Below are 15,386 nucleotides of genomic sequence, written 5' to 3'. Positions count from 1 at the left end.
TCGATGGACGCCGTCGTCTACAAGGGACCACACGAGGTGGCGGTCGAGGAGGTCGACGAACCGACGATCGAACACCCCAACGACGTCCTGATCGACATCACGACGACGTGTATCTGCGGCTCCGATCTCCACATGTACGAGGGACGGACGGCCGCCGAACCGGGGATCGTCTTCGGTCACGAGAACATGGGTATCGTCAGCGAGGTGGGCGAGGCAGTGTCGAGCCTCGAAGTCGGCGACCGCGTCGTCGCTCCGTTCAACGTCGCCTGTGGACACTGTGAGAACTGCGAGAACGGGAAGACCGGCTTCTGTACGAACGTCAACCCCGGCTTCGCCGGCGGCGCGTACGGCTACGTCGCAATGGGGCCGTACACGGGCGGACAGGCCGAGAAGCTCCGCATCCCCTACGCCGATTTCAACGCACTCCAGTTGCCGAAGGGTGACGACCACGAGGACGCGTTCTCGTTGCTCGCGGACGTCTTCCCGACCGGGTGGCACGGAATCGAACTCGCGAACTTCGAACCCGGCGACTCGGTCGCCGTCTACGGCGCCGGGCCGGTCGGGCTGATGGCCGCCTACAGCGCGAAGATCCGGGGTGCCGCCGACATCTACGTCGTCGACCGCGTCCCGAGTCGGCTGGCGCTCGCCGAGGAACACTGCGACGCGACGACCATCAACTTCGAGGAGGGCGACCCCGTCGAGCAGATCAAAGCCGCCCACGGCGGCGGTGTCGACTGTGGCGTCGACGCCGTCGGCTACCAGGCCGTCGACGCGGAAAGAGAGGGCGGATCCGCCTACGATCCGGCCCGCGAGAACCCCGCAGTCGTCATCAATAACCTCATTCGGACGGTCAAACCAACCGGCGAACTCGGCATTCCCGGACTCTACGTGCCGGAGGATCCCGGCGCACCGGACGACATGGCCGCACAGGGCCGCATCGGCATCGACTTCGGACTCCTCTTCGAGAAGGGGCAGGCGCTCGGCACGGGCCAGTGTAACGTCAAGGAGTACAACCGCCAGCTCCGGGACCTGATCATCGAGGGGCGTGCCGATCCCAGCTGGCTGGTCTCACACCGGGTCGGCCTCGAAGAGGCGCCGGAGATGTACGAGGCCTTCGACAACCGCGAGGAGGGCGTGACGAAAGTGCTGCTCGAACCGTAGATGTGTCAGTACTGTAGTTACCGTCTCCACGACGGCTGGACGCAACTGCTGTCGTACGACGAGACCTACCGGGCGGCGACCGTCGATTCCGAGTCGACCTACGGCTTCCACGAGTCGTGGGACGACCTCCGCGACGACATCGGCCTCACCGCTTAGCGCGGGAAGGGGTCGGCGTCGGCCGACACCTCGCGCTCCGATTCGTCGGCCAGACAGCTGTCGAGCGCGGCCGTAATCGCGTCGGTATCGAGATTCCGGCCGATGATCACGAGTCGCGTCCCCGGGGTGTCGTCACCCCACTCGCCGAGCGGCCCTGCTTGTACGGCCGGCCCTGCCTGACTCACGCCGAGAACCGTCGCCGGCCGACTCGTCACCCACGCGAAGCCCTTGAGGCGGACGATGTCCCCTTCCCACTCGTCGAGCCAGTCGTCGAACCGCTTGGGGTGGAACGGTCGCTCTCGGCGGTAGACGAACGACTCGACGCCGTGGGCGACGGCCGCCGGCCGGTCGTCGTGATCGTGGCCGTGTCCCTCCGCTTCGCCCGCTTCGGCTGCGGCGAGCGCTCGCTTCCACCCCTGCTGGCGCTTCGCCTCCTCGAAGTCGAACCGTCCGGTGCCGAGGACGACCGCCGGGTCGACCTCGGAGTGGGTCGTTCGGTGGAGTTCCGCGCGCGGCTGGAGTTCCCGGATCGACTCCTCGACGGCGTCGAGTTCGTCGTCCGGAACCATGTCGCATTTGTTCAACAGGAGTACGTCACAGAACTCGATCTGATCGACGAGGACCTCCGTCAGCGGTCGTTCGGGGGCCGATGCCGCATCGGGAAGCGACGCCGACGGATCGAACGCCTTCCAGAACCCGTAGGCGTCAACGACCGAGACGGTGGTGTCGAGGCGGAACCGATCCGGGAGTCGCCGCTCCTCGGTTCCGACCGTCAGCGTCCGCGCGATGGGGATCGGCTCGCTGATTCCGGAAGCCTCGACGACGAGGTAGTCGAACGAGCGCTCGTCGGCGAGCCGAGTCACTTCGGTCACGAGGTCGTCCTGCAGACGACAACAGATACACCCGTTCGAGAGGTCGATCACGCCGTCGTCGGTCTCCCGATCCAGCAGTTCGGCGTCGACGTTCACCTCCCCCATGTCGTTGACCACGACGGCGATGCGTCTGTCCCCCGGATCGTTCAGGAGGCGATTGACGAGCGTCGTCTTGCCGGCGCCGAGCGGCCCGCTGATGAGCGTGATCGGAATCGTCGTGTCGTCGTGCATGCCGTATCGAACGTGGTGAGAGTCGGTTATCAACCCCATGCCGTCGCTTCCCGGTGTACCGTCGGACCGTCCGACGGGACCCACCGGAGCCCCGCGCGACGGCCGTCGCCCGTTTCCGGACTGTACCGCCTATTGCTCTCGAATCACGAGCCGTTCGATTCGAGTGTCGTCGACAGCCTCGACCTGAAGGACGTACCCGTTCGCATCGATCTGATCGCCCACTTCGGGAACTCTGCCGAGGCGACTGAAGACGAGTCCACCGATCGTCTCGACGTCGTCACTCGTGAATCGAGTGTCGAGCCGATCGTTCACGTCCTGAATGGGGACCCCTCCGTCGACGACGTACGCGCCGTCGTCCCGCTTCTCGATGGACGGCTGCTGCGCCGCGGTATCGAATTCGTCCTGAATGTCGCCCACGATCTCTTCGAGGATATCTTCGATGGTCACGATGCCCTCGAAGACGCCCCACTCGTCGACGACGACGGCCATCTGGCCTTCCCCACGGGTCTGAAAGTCGGCGAGGATCGCGTCGATCCGACGCGTTTCCGGGACCGTGAGGACTGCTCGGGCGAGGTCACGCGCAGTGAGCGACTCTCCCGAATCCGTCTCGGTTGCACTCGCTCGCAGGATGTCCTTCGCGTGAACGAATCCGAGTGGCTGATCGCCGTCCTTGTCGAGCACGAGATAGCGTGTGTAGGTTCCCGTCGCCGCGACCGACCGGAGATCCGGAAGCGACATCGAGGCGGGTACGGTCTCGACATCAGGGCGCGGAATCATGATCTCGCGAGCGATCGTGTCGCCGAGTTCGAAGACGCTCTCGATCATCTCGACCTCGTCGATGTCGATGTGTCCCGTCTCCTCGGACCGCGTGAGGATCATCCGAATCTCCTCTTCGGTGTGTGTTTCCTCGCTTTCGGATGCTGGCGAGACGCCGGCGAGGCGGGTGAAGTAGTTGGCCGTCCCGTTGAAGACGATGATGCCGGGCACGAACACGTAGTAGAAGAACTTCATGAGCGGGGCGACGAGGAGCGCGATACGCGGGGCCTCCTGGATGGCGAACGTCTTCGGTGCGAGTTCGCCAAACACCACGTGGAGGAACGTGATGAAGCCGAACCCGAGGACGAACGCGACGAGATGGACCGTCCCCGCGGGAAGCAACTGGCCGAGGACGGGTTCGATGAGCGCTGCCACGGCCGGCTCGCCGATCCAGCCGAGACCGAGCGAGGAGAGCGTGATGCCGAGTTGACTGACGGCCAGATAGTCGTCCAGATTCTGGATGACGTCCTGCACGAGTGCCGCCCCCGGTTTGCCGCGTTCGACGAGCGCGTTGACCTGTGTGGGCCGGACTTTCACGAACGCGAACTCCGCAGCTACGAAGACCCCGTTCATGATAACGAGAAAGAACGCGAGAAGTAGTCCGCCCAGAGAAATCAGATCTACCATAGTCAATTACGGACGTGGCGGTACTTGTAGGGGGAGGATATCTACCGTTCTTCTGTGCTTTAGACTGTCTAAGTATCGCGAACGATCCCGATGCGGAGTACACGTGGGTCCATCAGAGGCAGTTGGGTCGGCCCCGACGAAGAGTCCACGACATCAGTCTTCGAATCCGCTGTCGTATTGTTCGTAGGTAATGGTCAGTCGGCCTGGCTTGGGTCGCTTCGCTGCGTCTCGAAGCGTCCGGAATGCTTCCAAGAGCTCATCGGCGTCGTCCGTCCCTTCTCGAACGCTCCGTGATTCTTCTCGAATTGTATCGTATACCTGCTCCAGCATGCGTCGAGCGGCGTACGAATCAGTCTTCGAGTTTATCTCGAAGGACGCCTCATAGCGGGGCATACCCGTGGTTGGTGCTCCACTGGAATAACTTCCCTTCATGTCGTAGGATTGCGCTGCTAATCATGTGGGACAGTACTGTTCACCAACAATCCACCACAGTGAGGACAGTTGTTCGTGTTGGGATCTTCGATGCCGTCTCCACAATCACGGCATACGTAGAGCGTTGTTTCTGGAACGGAATTGTGTGTAGTTGTCATGTTTTGTTGATAATTATCGCACCGACGCCAGGCATCGATCGAGAGCGGAAGCACTCGTTGCCGTCACGAGGTATCCCGTGACGCATGTCCTTCGACCAGTGCTGTGACTGGCAGACAGCTGCGGCAGCCGTAGACATCGTTCTCGTTGTCCCTGAAGACGCGGGCAAATCGTGACGTTACGAACCCACCGCAGTCGTTGCATACAGGCATTGTTCTGTCACTTGGGAGGCCCTGGTAGGGACGAATCCGTGATCGTTCGTTATCGGCGCCGCGTTTCTCGACGCGATCGGAACGGATTTCGTACCATGTGTGATCTCTCCGCTGGTGAGCGGACACCGGAACTAACGCTCTCCGACTGCATCAACTGACGAGATTTTAACAATCGGGCGGTTTTTGATTACCCGGGTGACGTGGGCTTCGAGGGCCTACAACAACCAATGTAGTATCGTTGCAGACAGGTACGCTCATGGAGTGTAACTCACATAATGAAAATTTTCTCAAGTGTGAAAATAGCCACAGTTGATGCACCTTGATAAATAGTAACGCAGTATGACGAACCACGGTCTCGACGCGTGTCTCCGCCTTGTCGCCGACCAGCACCGACGTCGGGTCATCCACCACTTGCGCCACGAGGCTAATGGGGCCACGACGTTCGACGACCTCGTCGATCAGATGCACAGGCGAGCTTCCGACGCCAAAAACGGCCCACCGCAGGACCGAGAATCACTCGCCATCCAACTCCACCACACCCACCTGCCGCAGTTAGCAGACCACGGCGTCGTCGATTTCGAGCACAGAACCGGAGTCGTCCGGTACCACCCCGACGAACAGGTCGAAACGGTGCTCGACTCGCTCCCTGAAGAAGTGTCGCTGCCGAATCCCTGATTAGCAAACGAAGGCGTTCTCTCATCTGGTGTGCTCTCTGGTAGTTGGCAGAACCATCGTGCAAGGTGCACTCTACTCACCTTCCTCATTTTGTGGACTCACTCAGTTGCGCGCAACAACAGTTCTCGGTGAAAATGTCAATCTATCATGTGGGTGGCCGTCCTTCGACAGACGAGATACCGATGAAAGTAGCTAAAGAAGACATTCCAGCCGAAATCGACAGTCCAGCCGCGATCGCTCACCACCAACCGGACTTCGGTGATGCAACCGACTACGGAGACCTCGCGGCAGAATATTTCTCACTTAAGCAGGGGACAGATATCACAGGACTCCTCGAAGGACTGGAAAACGACCACTGCCAGTCGCCTCACTGGGGATACGTGATAAGCGGCGAGTTGACCGTCACCTATACCGACGGCAGCGAAGAAGTAGACGAGGGCGGCGACATGTACTATTGGCCACCGGGGCACACTGTCCGGGCCGAGAGGGACACCGATGTCGTTATGTTTAGTCCACAACACGAGCACGGAGAGGTTATCGACCACATGCGGAACAAAATGGAAGAGAGCGCGTAAGGACACTCCCACCACGTCACACCAGTTTCGCCAAGTTCCGACTGGCTATCAGATCGGAGGGCCCGTATCGAGTCGCTAATGAAAATCGCCTTCAGGACCACGACCAGACTCTATGAGACAGAGCGGAAGCTCAACCCGGGGAAACAACGAGTGGCACGAGGTCTGTCCGAGGAAGCGCCGAAGTTCTGAGTGGTAGCAGTCTCGGAAATCTCCCGAAATAGTTGGTAGTGAGACAAGAATGGTCGTTCGAGCGTCGATCTGAAGCAGCTTCTGTTCACTGACTCGGCTGATATCACGCATCACAGCCCTCCAAACCCACTGTCGTCTCAACTTCCAGAGAGTGCAAAATTTGTATAGCGAGATGTGGTTTATGCGTCGTGTGGCGAACGGCGTCGGCCCAGATAAAAATAAAATCTGTCTGATGTTATGACAGTTCGACTGTCCCGACTCACCGGCGGCGGAGACGGCGACAGTCACTCGTTCGGAACGCTCCCCGTGACGGCGCCGAGTCGCCGTCGAAGCACCACGGCGGACCCGGAGGTTTAACCGCTCACAACCGAAGGGAGCCGTATGTGCGGGCGGTACACCCTGTTCACGCCGGCCGAGGAACTGGCCGACCGCTTCGGAACGCAGCCCCCGGACCGGGAGCCGCGATACAACTGTGCGCCGGGGCAGGGCCTCCCGGTCGTAACGGGGGCGGAGCCGGAGCAATTTACCCGCCAGCAGTGGGGCCTGCTCCCCGAGTGGGCCGACGACGCGTCGATGGCGTCGATCAACGCCCGCGCGGAGACGATCGAAGAGAAACCGAGTTTCGCCGAGTCGGTCGAACACCGCCGGTGCCTCGTGCCTGCGGATGGCTTCTACGAGTGGGTGGACCGCGACGGCGACAAGCGACCGTATCGCGTCGCCTTCGAGGACGATCGCCCCTTTGCTATGGCGGGCATCTGGTCGCGGTGGGAGCCACCGATCCGACAGACAGGGCTCGGCGAGTTCGGTGACGGCGGCGCGTCGGTCGATCCCGATCCCGTCGAGACGTTCGCTATCGTCACGACGGTGCCCAACGACCTCGTGAGCGACCTCCATCACCGGATGGCAGTCATTCTCGAGCCCGACGCGGAGTCGACGTGGCTCCACGGTGATGTCGACGAGGCACTCGACTGCTGTGACCCCTACCCTGCGGACGACCTGACCGCCCACCCCGTCTCGACGCGCGTGAACAATCCGAGCCACGACGACCCGTCGCTGATCGAACCCGCGGAAGCGTGAGAGGGGGGCGATCGGCGTGTCCTCGGGAGCAAATTTTGTATTTGTGCGTTCAGCACTATCGAGAAACCAATAAAAACCCTAGATACACAAATCTACATCTATTCGGGGGCAAAATTAGGGCCTGTTTTCACATCTAAAGACCCTTATCTCCCTGAGTGGGACTACTTTGAAGTGTGCGGCAATCGAGAGGCGAATCATGGGAGACGCAGACAGCGTCCCGGTGAAAACGTACGTCCCGCCCTACCAGAAAGAGCGCTGGCGCGAACACGCCGAGCAACTCGGCATGAGTCAAAGCGAGTTCGTCCGGACGATGGTCCAGGCCGGTCGCCGGGATTTCGAGGTACCCGAACGGACGGCCGACGAGGAACCCGCTGAAGGTGGGTCTTCGGGGCTCGAACCCCGGGTGAAAGACGCCTTGAGCGGGGAAGACCACCGGTCGTGGGACGACCTGCTCGCGGCGCTGACCGACGGCATGGAAGACCGCCTCGAGGAGACGCTCACCGAACTGCAGGAGGCGAACGTCGTCCAGTACAGCGGCCGGCACGGCGGCTACCGACTCGTGGAGGACGCGTGATGGACGACCCCGTCGGCTACTTCTTACAGGACATGACCTACCACGGGAAGACCGACCGCACACGCGCGGCCTACGAGCGCGTCCTCCGGACGTTCGAGACGTTCCTGGCCGACGAACGGGGCGCAACGCCGGCGACAGCGGAACATCGGGACTGCATGGCGTGGATCCACCGGCTGCGCGGTACCGTCGCGGAGAGCACCGTGGCCACCTACGCCGCCTACCTCCACCGGTTCTACGCCTACATGACGCAGGTTGGAGAGTTCGAATCCAACCCGATGACGCTCGTCGCCGAGGAGATGGACGAACGGATCAACACCGATCCGACGCGACGGGAGATCAGTATCCCCGAGATGCGTGACTTTCTCGCGGACGTCGACCACCCGCTCGACCGCGCGCTCCTGGTGGCGATGCTCAAAACCGGCATCCGAGTGGGCGAACTCTGCAATCTGGACGTGCGCGACTGCTCGATTCCGGTGACGCGGCAGGCACTCGACGCCCCGATCCGCCCTCAGCTCGACGGCCGTGGTGACGCTCTCTTCGTCGCTGCCGACCGCGCCGTCGGCGACGTGGTCGAAGGTGAAGAGCGGACAGCGGCGAACAAACGCAAGCGTGCGACGGTGATTCCCGTCGACGACGAACTACGCACGGCGCTCACCCGGTGGCTGGCCATCAGGCCCGATCCCGTCTCGCAGGCGAATCCGCTGTTCGTGAGCACGCGCGACGGGTGGGGCGAGCGCGTCACCCCGCACGTCGTCCACCACACCGTAGAGTCACACGCGCGCGAGCGCGGGTGGCACCGCGACGGCGGCGGCGCCGAGGAGAACGTCACTCCCCACTACTTCCGACACTTCTTCACGACCCATCTCCGGGACCGTACCGGCGACCGCGGCATCGTCAAGTATCTCCGCGGCGACGTGGCGAGCGACATTATCGACACCTACACCCACGACTGGGGGGATCGCGTGCGTCGAACCTACGAAGAAAATATCTATCAACTGTCATGAACTGCGTTCGGCTCCGAACACATAAATCGTATATCGCTATACGAAATGCGAGGGTCGAACGATCGGTCAGCGACCCCGATCGACGGGAAGATCTGCATCAGTAGGTCAGTGTAGCGAGCGCGAGGGAGCGGATTCGATTACGCCGATATCCCAAAATTCGGTATAGTTTTTTTCGAGTGATGCATATCGGGTGGGGCCACCATCATAGTCTCGCCACTGGTAGAGCGTATGCGAGTAATTTTTCAATATATGGCCCATATGTCCAGATATTCAGAACTAATTCAGATTCATTCGGAGCAAAGTAGAAAACCAACGTAATCTACGTCTACGAAGGCTCTCGATCCTGCTCCAGTATCTAAAAATAGAGTTCTAAAATTTCGGACTAGAAAAGGGAGTTATCGGTTCGAAAGACAGTAGCGCACGACCGTGCTCCCACGATAGCGGGGGGAGGTCCGCAGGTCCGACCCCTTCGCCGGATCGGGAGTGTTCGTTGGTTTCCGGGCCATTGGCACAGCATAAACTGTTATTACGGTAATGTGCCACTGTTGGGGCATGGCAGAAAAGCGAGTCGCGGAATCGACCGTCAGAGTCACCGCGGAGAACGTCGGTGGCATCGACGAGACACGGGTCGAGTTCACCCCCGGCGTCACGATTCTCTCCGGACGGAACGCAACCAACCGAACGTCGCTCCTGCTTGCGATCATGGCGGCACTCGGAAGCGACGCGCAACCGCTGAAGGCGGACGCCGAGTCGGGACGAGTCGAACTGCACGTCGAGGGCGAACGGTTCACCCGGACGCTCGACCGACAGGGTGACCACGTCGTCACCGGTGGAGACCCGTATCTGGACGACTCCGAACTCGCCGACCTCTTCGCGTTCCTCCTCGAACGGAACGAGGCGCGCCAGGCCGTCCAGCGCGGTGACGACCTCCGCGAACTCATCATGCGGCCAGTCGACACCGAGGAGATCCAGCGACGGATCGACCGTGCTGTCGAGGAGAAAGGAGAGATAGAGCGCGAACTGGACGACCTCGACGCACTGGCCGAGGAAAAGACGCGACTGGTCCAGAAACGCTCCCGCCTCGACGCCGACATCGAGGAGAAACGGGAGGAGCGAGAGGAGACGGTTGCGGAGATCGAGGCCACCGACGCCGACATCGAGGAGAAGCGAGAGGAAAAGGCCGAACTCGAGGAACGGCTGAGCGACCTGCAGAGCGTCCGGTCGAAACTCGAAGACGTACGCTACTCGCTCGAAACCCAGCGAGAGAGTCTGGCGTCGCTCCGGGAGGAACGCGACGAGATCGACGCGGAACTCGACGGCGGAACCGAGACGGCCGCCAGCGAGATCGAGGAGATTCGACAGCGGATCGAACGGCTTCGCGGGCGCAAGGAGACGCTCGACGCGAACGTCAACGAACTCCAGAGCATCCTCCAGTTCAACGAGGAGATGCTGGACGAAGACGGCTCGGACCTCCTCGAGTCGCCGACCGACGACGAGTCGGTGACGGATCGACTCCGTGGCGACGGCCGAACGGTGACCTGCTGGACGTGTGGCTCGGACGTACAGGCCCGACAGATCGAGGAGACCCTCGACCGCCTCCGCGACCTCCGCCAGGAGAAGTTCCAGGAGCGCAACGAACTCGCGGCGGAGATCGATGATCTCGAAGCCGAGCGCCAGGAGTACGAACGGGAACGACAGCGCCAGGAGAAACTCGAACGCGAGCGCCAGCGGGTCGGGGACGAAATCGACCGGCGGGAGCGGCGCGTGGCGTCGCTGGCCGACGACCGGGACGACCTGCAGGACCGGATCGAGACGCTCGAAGCCGAGGTCGAGCGCCTCCAAGACGATAGCTACGGGGAGATTCTCGACCTCCACAAGGAGGCGAACCAGCTGGAGTTCGAACTCGACCGTCTCGAGGACGAACTCGCGGAGGTCGACACTCGGATCGAGGAGATCGACGACCGACTCGACGACCGCGACGACCTCGAAGCGCGACGGGACGAACTACGAGCGACACTCGAGGATCTCCGCACGCGGGTCGACCACATCGAACAGGGCGCCGCGGAGGCGTTCAACACCCACATGGCGAACGTCCTCGATCGACTGGAGTACGGCAACATCGAGCGGATCTGGCTCGAACGGACCCAGACCGAGGTCCGCGACGGCCGGCAGAAAGTGACCAAGAGCGTCTTCGATCTCCACATCGTCAGAACGACCGAGTCGGGCGTCACCTACGAAGACACGGTCGACCACCTCTCGGAGAGCGAACGAGAGGTGACGGGCCTCGTGTTCGCCCTCGCGGGCTATCTCGTGCACGACGTCCACGAGACGGTCCCGTTCATGCTGCTGGACTCGCTCGAAGCCATCGACTCCGACCGCATCGCCGCCGTGGTGGAGTATCTGGAATCCTACGCCGACAACCTCGTCGTCGCGCTCCTTCCGGAGGACGCCGCCGCGCTCTCGGATTCGTACCAGCGCATCAACGACATCTGACCCGTCCGAGCGAGTTAGTTCGAATCGTCGAAGCAGTTACAGGCGCCGTCGTCGAGGGCGTCGAGGTCGAGTCGGGCACCACAGTCGTCGCAGTAGACTCTGATCGAGGTCAGGACACGGGGGGAGGCGACCGCGAGGTCGTCGAGGTTCGAGAGTCGGTCACGCGCCACCGAGGTCAGTCGACCGTCGAGACGACGGATGGTTCCGACGGCGTCGTCGACAGTCGGCCCGTCGTCGGTCGGTGGCTCGGCTCCGCGGTGTGAACGGAGGTACGTCCGGATCGCCTGATAGGAGACGAACTCCGAACGGAGGGCGTCGACGTCGACGCCCGCACGTTCGAGCAGTCGTTCCGCCTCGGTCCGGGTCGTTCGGTCGTCGCTCTGCACGCGGTCGTAGAGGTCTGCGGGATCTATCTCGACCGTGGTGCCACCGGCCTCCCGAAGCATCTGCTCCAGCAGTTCGGCGTTGAAGTAGTCCGCGAGGCGACGCAGACTCCAGCGATCCTGCTCGCGGGACCAGCGCGACTCCAGTTCCGCGCCGATTCCGTCGAGGTCGTGTGTTTCGATGGCTGTCGCGACTTTGCTCCGGCGTCCGGGCCCACTCATTCACGTCGTAGCATCTGGTGGGGGGCAGTTATATGTTCCGTCGGGCCGAGCGCGACCACGTCGTCGAACATTTCCTAATAGCCGTACTTCTGTTAGGGTTCGTCAGTCGTACTGCAGACGGAGTTCGATTTCGTTCGCCGATCCGAGCAGCAGATCCGGGAGTTCGGAGCGGAAGCGGTCGCCTTTGAGGCGGTTCGCGGGGCCGGAGATGCTGAGCGCGCCGATAGGGTCGCCGTTCGGATCGAGGACTGCCGTCCCGATGGCGTTGAGACCGGTCATCGTCTCCTCCATGTTGAGCGCGTATCCGCGCTCGCGAATGACGTCGAGTTCGTCGAACAGTTCGTCCTCGTCGGTCACCGTGTGTTCGGTGACGGCGGGCAGGCCGATTCGGTCGATGATCTCCTCGACACGCTCGCGGGGCAGGTGGGCGAGAATCGCTTTCCCGGAGGAACTGGTGTGGAGATACCCGCGTTTGCCGATATTCGCCCCCGTTCGAACCGCGTTCGCTCCCGTCTGTGTGTAGAGGTAGATGCGGTAGCCGTGTTCTTCGACGATGAACTGCGAGCGCTCCTCGGTTTCGGCCGCCAGTTGATCGACCTTCTCTTTCGCGATATCGAATCCGGGCTGTTCCATCTGGGCGTGGCCGCCGAGTTCCAGAAACCGGAGGGCGAGGTGGTACTCGTCGCCTTCCTTGCGGACGTAGTGGCGCTCGTGGAGCGTCGCGAGGTGTCGGTAGACGGTGCTCGGTGCGAGGTCGAGTCGGTCGGACAGTTCGGCGATGCGGGCGCCACCCAACTCGCGCAGGGCGTGCAGGATGTCGAGGGTCGTCCCCGTCGCCTGAACCGTGGTGCTCGTGTCGCCCATGGTACCATTACGTGCAGCGGGAGATATATAAAATTCCGTATCGCGAAACGGCCAATCAGTAGTAGCCAGTGCCGTCCATCAGGCGACGCTGCGTCCGGTAGACCGTGACGCCGTCGACGGCCGGCGGGTCCGTCCGCACCGACGGCGTCGCGGACATCGCGCCACGGGGATGGCCGAGGGTGACCGTCCCTTCGTCGTCGACGTCGGCCACCTCGGCGACGACGGTGCCCGGCAGACGGGCGGCGACGGACGTACAGGCGACGCCCGTGACGGCGTACACCGGGTGGAGTTTCCCCATCGCCATGTAACGGGCGAGGAGGTCGATCTCCTCGCCGGCCACCGTCCGACCATCGGAGGTTTCGTAGTCGGCCGGCGGTGCCACGAACACGAGTTTCGGATAACCCGGCGACTCCGTGGCCGCATCGGCCGGGTCGTCGACGAATCCCAGTTCCGCACAGATGGCCGCGCGGATGGCCTCCAGTTCGTCCAGCAGAGCGGGGTCGGTGTCGATGTCGTCCGGTGTCTCCGTCGCCGTGAGTCCGAGATCGGCCGCACGGACGAAGGCGATGGGCGTCGTCACGTCCAACACCGTGAGTTCGAGCGTCCGTCCGTCGGTGGTGCGCTCGATAGTCGGCCCGCCGAGCGGGAAGAGTCCATCTGTCAACGAGCCTTCCGGATCGAGGAACGTCGTGTCAACTCGCGCACCCGACCCCGGGACGCCATGTATCTCGAAGTCGCCCTCGGTGGCCGCGCTCCCATCCGCCAACGGCACCCGCTGGTCGATGTGCGCGTCCGTATTCGTATTGTGCAAGTGTAAGTCGACCGCGTCGGCGTCGGCGGGCACGTCGACCAGTCCTTCGTCGACGGCGAAGGCGCCGATGGCGCTGGTGAGGTTGCCGCAGTTGCCGCTCCAGTCGATCACCGGTTTGTCGACCGCAACCTGCCCGAACGTGTAGGATACGTCGGCGTCGACGCCCTCGGCGGCCGGGCCCACGACCATCAGCTTCGACGTGGTCGAGGTGGCGCCACCGAGGCCGTCGATCTGTCGGGGGTCCGGACTCCCGAACAGCGAGAGGACGACTTCGTCGCGGTTCGTCGTCGGCAGTTCGGACTCGCGGACGAACACGCCCTTGCTCGTCCCACCGCGGACGATGGCACAGTGGAGGGAGCGCTGGTCGCTCATCCTAGATAGTCCGAGGCGTCCTCGGCGGCGAGTTTGCCGTAGACGGCGGCGTTCGACAGCCCCGTTCCGCCGGGGTAGTTGTCGAAGAAGAGGCCGCCGACGCTGTTGCCCGCGGCGTACAGGCCGGGGATCGGTCGCCCGATCGTGTCGAGGACGCGCGCTCTGGTGTCGGTCGCCACGCCGCCGAAGCCGAACGTGATCCCGCCGGTGACCGCCCAACCGTAGTACGGCGGTTCGTCGAGCGGGAGCGCCCAGTTCGACTTCGGCGGTTCGATGCCCGTCGCCTCGTTGCCGTCGAGAACGTCGGGGTCGAACTCGTCCGGATCACACTGCTCGTTGAACGCGCGGATCGTTTCGGCGCCGCGCTCCGGCCGGTCACAGCCGAGTTCGGCGAGCAGTTCCTCGACGGTGTCGGCGACGGTGACCTCCGAAGGCCCGGTCGCGCGCATGTGGTCGCGGAGCGGCGCGTCGACGACGATGTACGCCTCGTGACCCGGCTGTTCGAAGATTTCGCGGCCGAAGCGGGCGTAGGTGTGCGCGCGGGCGTCCGCCCCCTCGTCGAGGAAGCGCTCGCCCTCCTTGTTGATGATGACGCCGTACTGGTAGCCGTCGACGCGGTTGGCGCCGCCCTCCACCTCGGGCGATTCGCGGTCGATGAGGGCCATGTGGGCGCCGCCCCACTGTCCCTCGGCACGGCCCCCAACGTCGAGCATCATCTCGATGCCCTCACCGGTGTTGTACCGACTGCCGCGAACCTTCATCGCGTCGTAGTTCTCGCCGTAGTACTTGGTGCGCATCTCGGGCGAGGACTCGTAGCCGCCGGCGCCGACGATGACGACATCGGCCAGATACTCGACGAGGCCGTCGTCGGTTCGGGCGCGAACGCCCGCGACGCTCCCGTCGTCGTCGAGGATGAGGTCACGCGCCTCGGTGCGGTAGTAGAAGGTGGCGCCGTCTGCTTCCGCGGCCTCGACGAGGGCGGCGACGTTCTCCTCGCCATCCATGAACGTCCGCGCGGCAGTGTAGCCGACGTTGAGCGGTTCCATGTCCCACTCGGCCCCGCGTTCGGTGAGCCACTCGATCATCTCGCCTGCCTCCTCGACGAGCGTCCGGGCGAGTTCGGGGTCCGCCCGGCCGCTCGTCTGGGACATGATATCGTCGTAGAAGTCGTCGGGGGTGTAGTCCGGCACCGCGAACTCGTAGCCGAAGCGTTCGAGATTCGCGGTGGTGGAGGGGACGCGGAACGACTCGCTGAAACGCGTATGGCCGCCCCGGTGTTCCTTCGGTGACTTCTCCAGTACCGACACGTCGAGACCGAGTTCGGCCGCGCGGTTGGCTGCCGCAAGTCCCGCAATCCCACACCCGACAACGACGACTTCCGATGTGACTGTCTCTGGCATTCGTCACCACGTGACTGTGGAGCCAGCACTTATTTACTTTGCTCCGCTGGCGACGGGACCGCGTCCCGCCCGCCGACACGGCGG

At 63.0% G+C, this 15,386-nt stretch carries 16 protein-coding genes; 8 read left to right on the top strand and 8 right to left on the bottom strand.

Features of this window, described 5'->3' with window-relative positions; translation table 11 throughout:
* The first annotated feature begins 3 nt into the window (after positions 1-3).
* Together DU502_RS08155 and DU502_RS18220 are read left to right on the top strand one after the other, a co-directional pair.
* Positions 4-1,161 carry a glutathione-independent formaldehyde dehydrogenase gene (locus tag DU502_RS08155; protein ID WP_121919461.1) on the top strand — a complete coding sequence of 386 codons (1,158 nt, stop codon included), beginning with the start codon at positions 4-6 and terminating at the stop codon, positions 1,159-1,161.
* Positions 1,162-1,317, top strand: a complete 156-nt coding sequence (locus tag DU502_RS18220; RefSeq protein WP_166033655.1) for a hypothetical protein — start codon at positions 1,162-1,164, stop codon at positions 1,315-1,317.
* Here the strand turns inward: DU502_RS18220 and DU502_RS08150 are convergent.
* The 4 genes from DU502_RS08150 to DU502_RS19185 form a co-directional block, all read right to left on the bottom strand.
* The gene (locus DU502_RS08150; protein WP_121918893.1) at positions 1,314-2,420 is read right to left on the bottom strand and encodes a CobW family GTP-binding protein; all 1,107 of its coding nucleotides are present in this window, start codon (positions 2,418-2,420) and stop codon (positions 1,314-1,316) included. The two genes, DU502_RS18220 and DU502_RS08150, sit on opposite strands and share 4 nt — an antisense overlap.
* A gap of 129 nt (positions 2,421-2,549) precedes the next feature.
* Entirely contained in the window at positions 2,550-3,863 is a 1,314-nt protein-coding gene (locus tag DU502_RS08145) for a hemolysin family protein (RefSeq protein ID WP_121918892.1), read from the bottom strand.
* Positions 3,864-4,016: 153 nt separating this feature from the next.
* Positions 4,017-4,256 (bottom strand): hypothetical protein, encoded by a 240-nt coding sequence (locus tag DU502_RS18675; RefSeq protein ID WP_121918891.1) that lies wholly within the window; start codon positions 4,254-4,256, stop codon positions 4,017-4,019.
* 260 nt (positions 4,257-4,516) lie between these two features.
* Positions 4,517-4,663, bottom strand: coding sequence for a DUF7563 family protein (locus tag DU502_RS19185; RefSeq protein WP_449271750.1), 147 nt, complete (start codon positions 4,661-4,663; stop codon positions 4,517-4,519).
* Between the two features lie 339 nt (positions 4,664-5,002).
* Here DU502_RS19185 and DU502_RS08135 point away from each other — a divergent pair, with 339 nt between their 5' ends.
* The 6 genes from DU502_RS08135 to DU502_RS08110 all read left to right on the top strand — a co-directional run bounded on the left by DU502_RS08135 (position 5,003) and on the right by DU502_RS08110 (position 11,250).
* Complete coding sequence (locus DU502_RS08135; RefSeq protein ID WP_121918890.1) at positions 5,003-5,338, top strand: DUF7344 domain-containing protein; 336 nt, start codon at positions 5,003-5,005, stop codon at positions 5,336-5,338.
* A 182-nt stretch (positions 5,339-5,520) separates the two neighbouring features.
* Positions 5,521-5,913, top strand: a complete 393-nt coding sequence (locus DU502_RS08130; protein ID WP_121918889.1) for a cupin domain-containing protein — start codon at positions 5,521-5,523, stop codon at positions 5,911-5,913.
* 570 nt (positions 5,914-6,483) lie between these two features.
* Positions 6,484-7,179, top strand: coding sequence for an SOS response-associated peptidase (locus DU502_RS08125; RefSeq protein ID WP_121918888.1), 696 nt, complete (start codon positions 6,484-6,486; stop codon positions 7,177-7,179).
* A 193-nt stretch (positions 7,180-7,372) separates the two neighbouring features.
* Positions 7,373-7,753 carry a DUF5805 domain-containing protein gene (locus DU502_RS08120; protein WP_199722663.1) on the top strand — a complete coding sequence of 127 codons (381 nt, stop codon included), beginning with the start codon at positions 7,373-7,375 and terminating at the stop codon, positions 7,751-7,753.
* Positions 7,753-8,757, top strand: coding sequence for a tyrosine-type recombinase/integrase (locus DU502_RS08115; protein ID WP_121918886.1), 1,005 nt, complete (start codon positions 7,753-7,755; stop codon positions 8,755-8,757). Before DU502_RS08120 ends, DU502_RS08115 begins: the two co-directional genes overlap by 1 nt.
* 552 nt (positions 8,758-9,309) lie before the next feature.
* Positions 9,310-11,250, top strand: coding sequence for an archaea-specific SMC-related protein (locus DU502_RS08110; RefSeq protein ID WP_121918885.1), 1,941 nt, complete (start codon positions 9,310-9,312; stop codon positions 11,248-11,250).
* A gap of 14 nt (positions 11,251-11,264) precedes the next feature.
* Here the strand turns inward: DU502_RS08110 and rdfA are convergent, their stop codons facing one another.
* The 4 genes from rdfA to tcuA all read right to left on the bottom strand — a co-directional run bounded on the left by rdfA (position 11,265) and on the right by tcuA (position 15,302).
* Positions 11,265-11,855 carry a rod-determining factor RdfA gene (rdfA, locus tag DU502_RS08105; protein ID WP_121918884.1) on the bottom strand — a complete coding sequence of 197 codons (591 nt, stop codon included), beginning with the start codon at positions 11,853-11,855 and terminating at the stop codon, positions 11,265-11,267.
* Between the two features lie 102 nt (positions 11,856-11,957).
* Positions 11,958-12,719 carry an IclR family transcriptional regulator gene (locus DU502_RS08100; RefSeq protein ID WP_121918883.1) on the bottom strand — a complete coding sequence of 254 codons (762 nt, stop codon included), beginning with the start codon at positions 12,717-12,719 and terminating at the stop codon, positions 11,958-11,960.
* 55 nt (positions 12,720-12,774) lie between these two features.
* The gene (locus tag DU502_RS08095) at positions 12,775-13,902 is read right to left on the bottom strand and encodes a 2-methylaconitate cis-trans isomerase PrpF family protein (RefSeq protein ID WP_121918882.1); all 1,128 of its coding nucleotides are present in this window, start codon (positions 13,900-13,902) and stop codon (positions 12,775-12,777) included.
* Positions 13,899-15,302, bottom strand: a complete 1,404-nt coding sequence (gene tcuA, locus DU502_RS08090) for an FAD-dependent tricarballylate dehydrogenase TcuA (protein ID WP_121918881.1) — start codon at positions 15,300-15,302, stop codon at positions 13,899-13,901. The genes DU502_RS08095 and tcuA overlap by 4 nt, the downstream gene beginning before the upstream one ends.
* Positions 15,303-15,386: the final 84 nt, after the last annotated feature.

Origin of the sequence: Haloplanus aerogenes (assembly GCF_003856835.1) — an archaeon.
Classification (GTDB): domain Archaea; phylum Halobacteriota; class Halobacteria; order Halobacteriales; family Haloferacaceae; genus Haloplanus; species Haloplanus aerogenes.
The sequence above is the reverse complement of the archived record's forward strand: the minus strand, read 5'-3'. Positions and strand labels throughout refer to the sequence as shown.

Coding starts and splice junctions, on each gene's coding strand:
- DU502_RS08150 (WP_121918893.1), bottom strand. CDS start 2,420: ATGCACGACGACACGACGATTCCGATCACGCTCATCAGCGGGCCGCTC.
- DU502_RS08115 (WP_121918886.1), top strand. CDS start 7,753: ATGGACGACCCCGTCGGCTACTTCTTACAGGACATGACCTACCACGGG.
- DU502_RS19185 (WP_449271750.1), bottom strand. CDS start 4,663: ATGCCTGTATGCAACGACTGCGGTGGGTTCGTAACGTCACGATTTGCC.
- DU502_RS08155 (WP_121919461.1), top strand. CDS start 4: ATGGACGCCGTCGTCTACAAGGGACCACACGAGGTGGCGGTCGAGGAG.
- DU502_RS08110 (WP_121918885.1), top strand. CDS start 9,310: ATGGCAGAAAAGCGAGTCGCGGAATCGACCGTCAGAGTCACCGCGGAG.
- DU502_RS18675 (WP_121918891.1), bottom strand. CDS start 4,256: ATGCCCCGCTATGAGGCGTCCTTCGAGATAAACTCGAAGACTGATTCG.
- rdfA (WP_121918884.1), bottom strand. CDS start 11,855: ATGAGTGGGCCCGGACGCCGGAGCAAAGTCGCGACAGCCATCGAAACA.
- DU502_RS08135 (WP_121918890.1), top strand. CDS start 5,003: ATGACGAACCACGGTCTCGACGCGTGTCTCCGCCTTGTCGCCGACCAG.
- DU502_RS18220 (WP_166033655.1), top strand. CDS start 1,162: ATGTGTCAGTACTGTAGTTACCGTCTCCACGACGGCTGGACGCAACTG.
- DU502_RS08125 (WP_121918888.1), top strand. CDS start 6,484: ATGTGCGGGCGGTACACCCTGTTCACGCCGGCCGAGGAACTGGCCGAC.
- DU502_RS08130 (WP_121918889.1), top strand. CDS start 5,521: ATGAAAGTAGCTAAAGAAGACATTCCAGCCGAAATCGACAGTCCAGCC.
- DU502_RS08145 (WP_121918892.1), bottom strand. CDS start 3,863: ATGGTAGATCTGATTTCTCTGGGCGGACTACTTCTCGCGTTCTTTCTC.
- DU502_RS08100 (WP_121918883.1), bottom strand. CDS start 12,719: ATGGGCGACACGAGCACCACGGTTCAGGCGACGGGGACGACCCTCGAC.
- tcuA (WP_121918881.1), bottom strand. CDS start 15,302: ATGCCAGAGACAGTCACATCGGAAGTCGTCGTTGTCGGGTGTGGGATT.
- DU502_RS08095 (WP_121918882.1), bottom strand. CDS start 13,902: ATGAGCGACCAGCGCTCCCTCCACTGTGCCATCGTCCGCGGTGGGACG.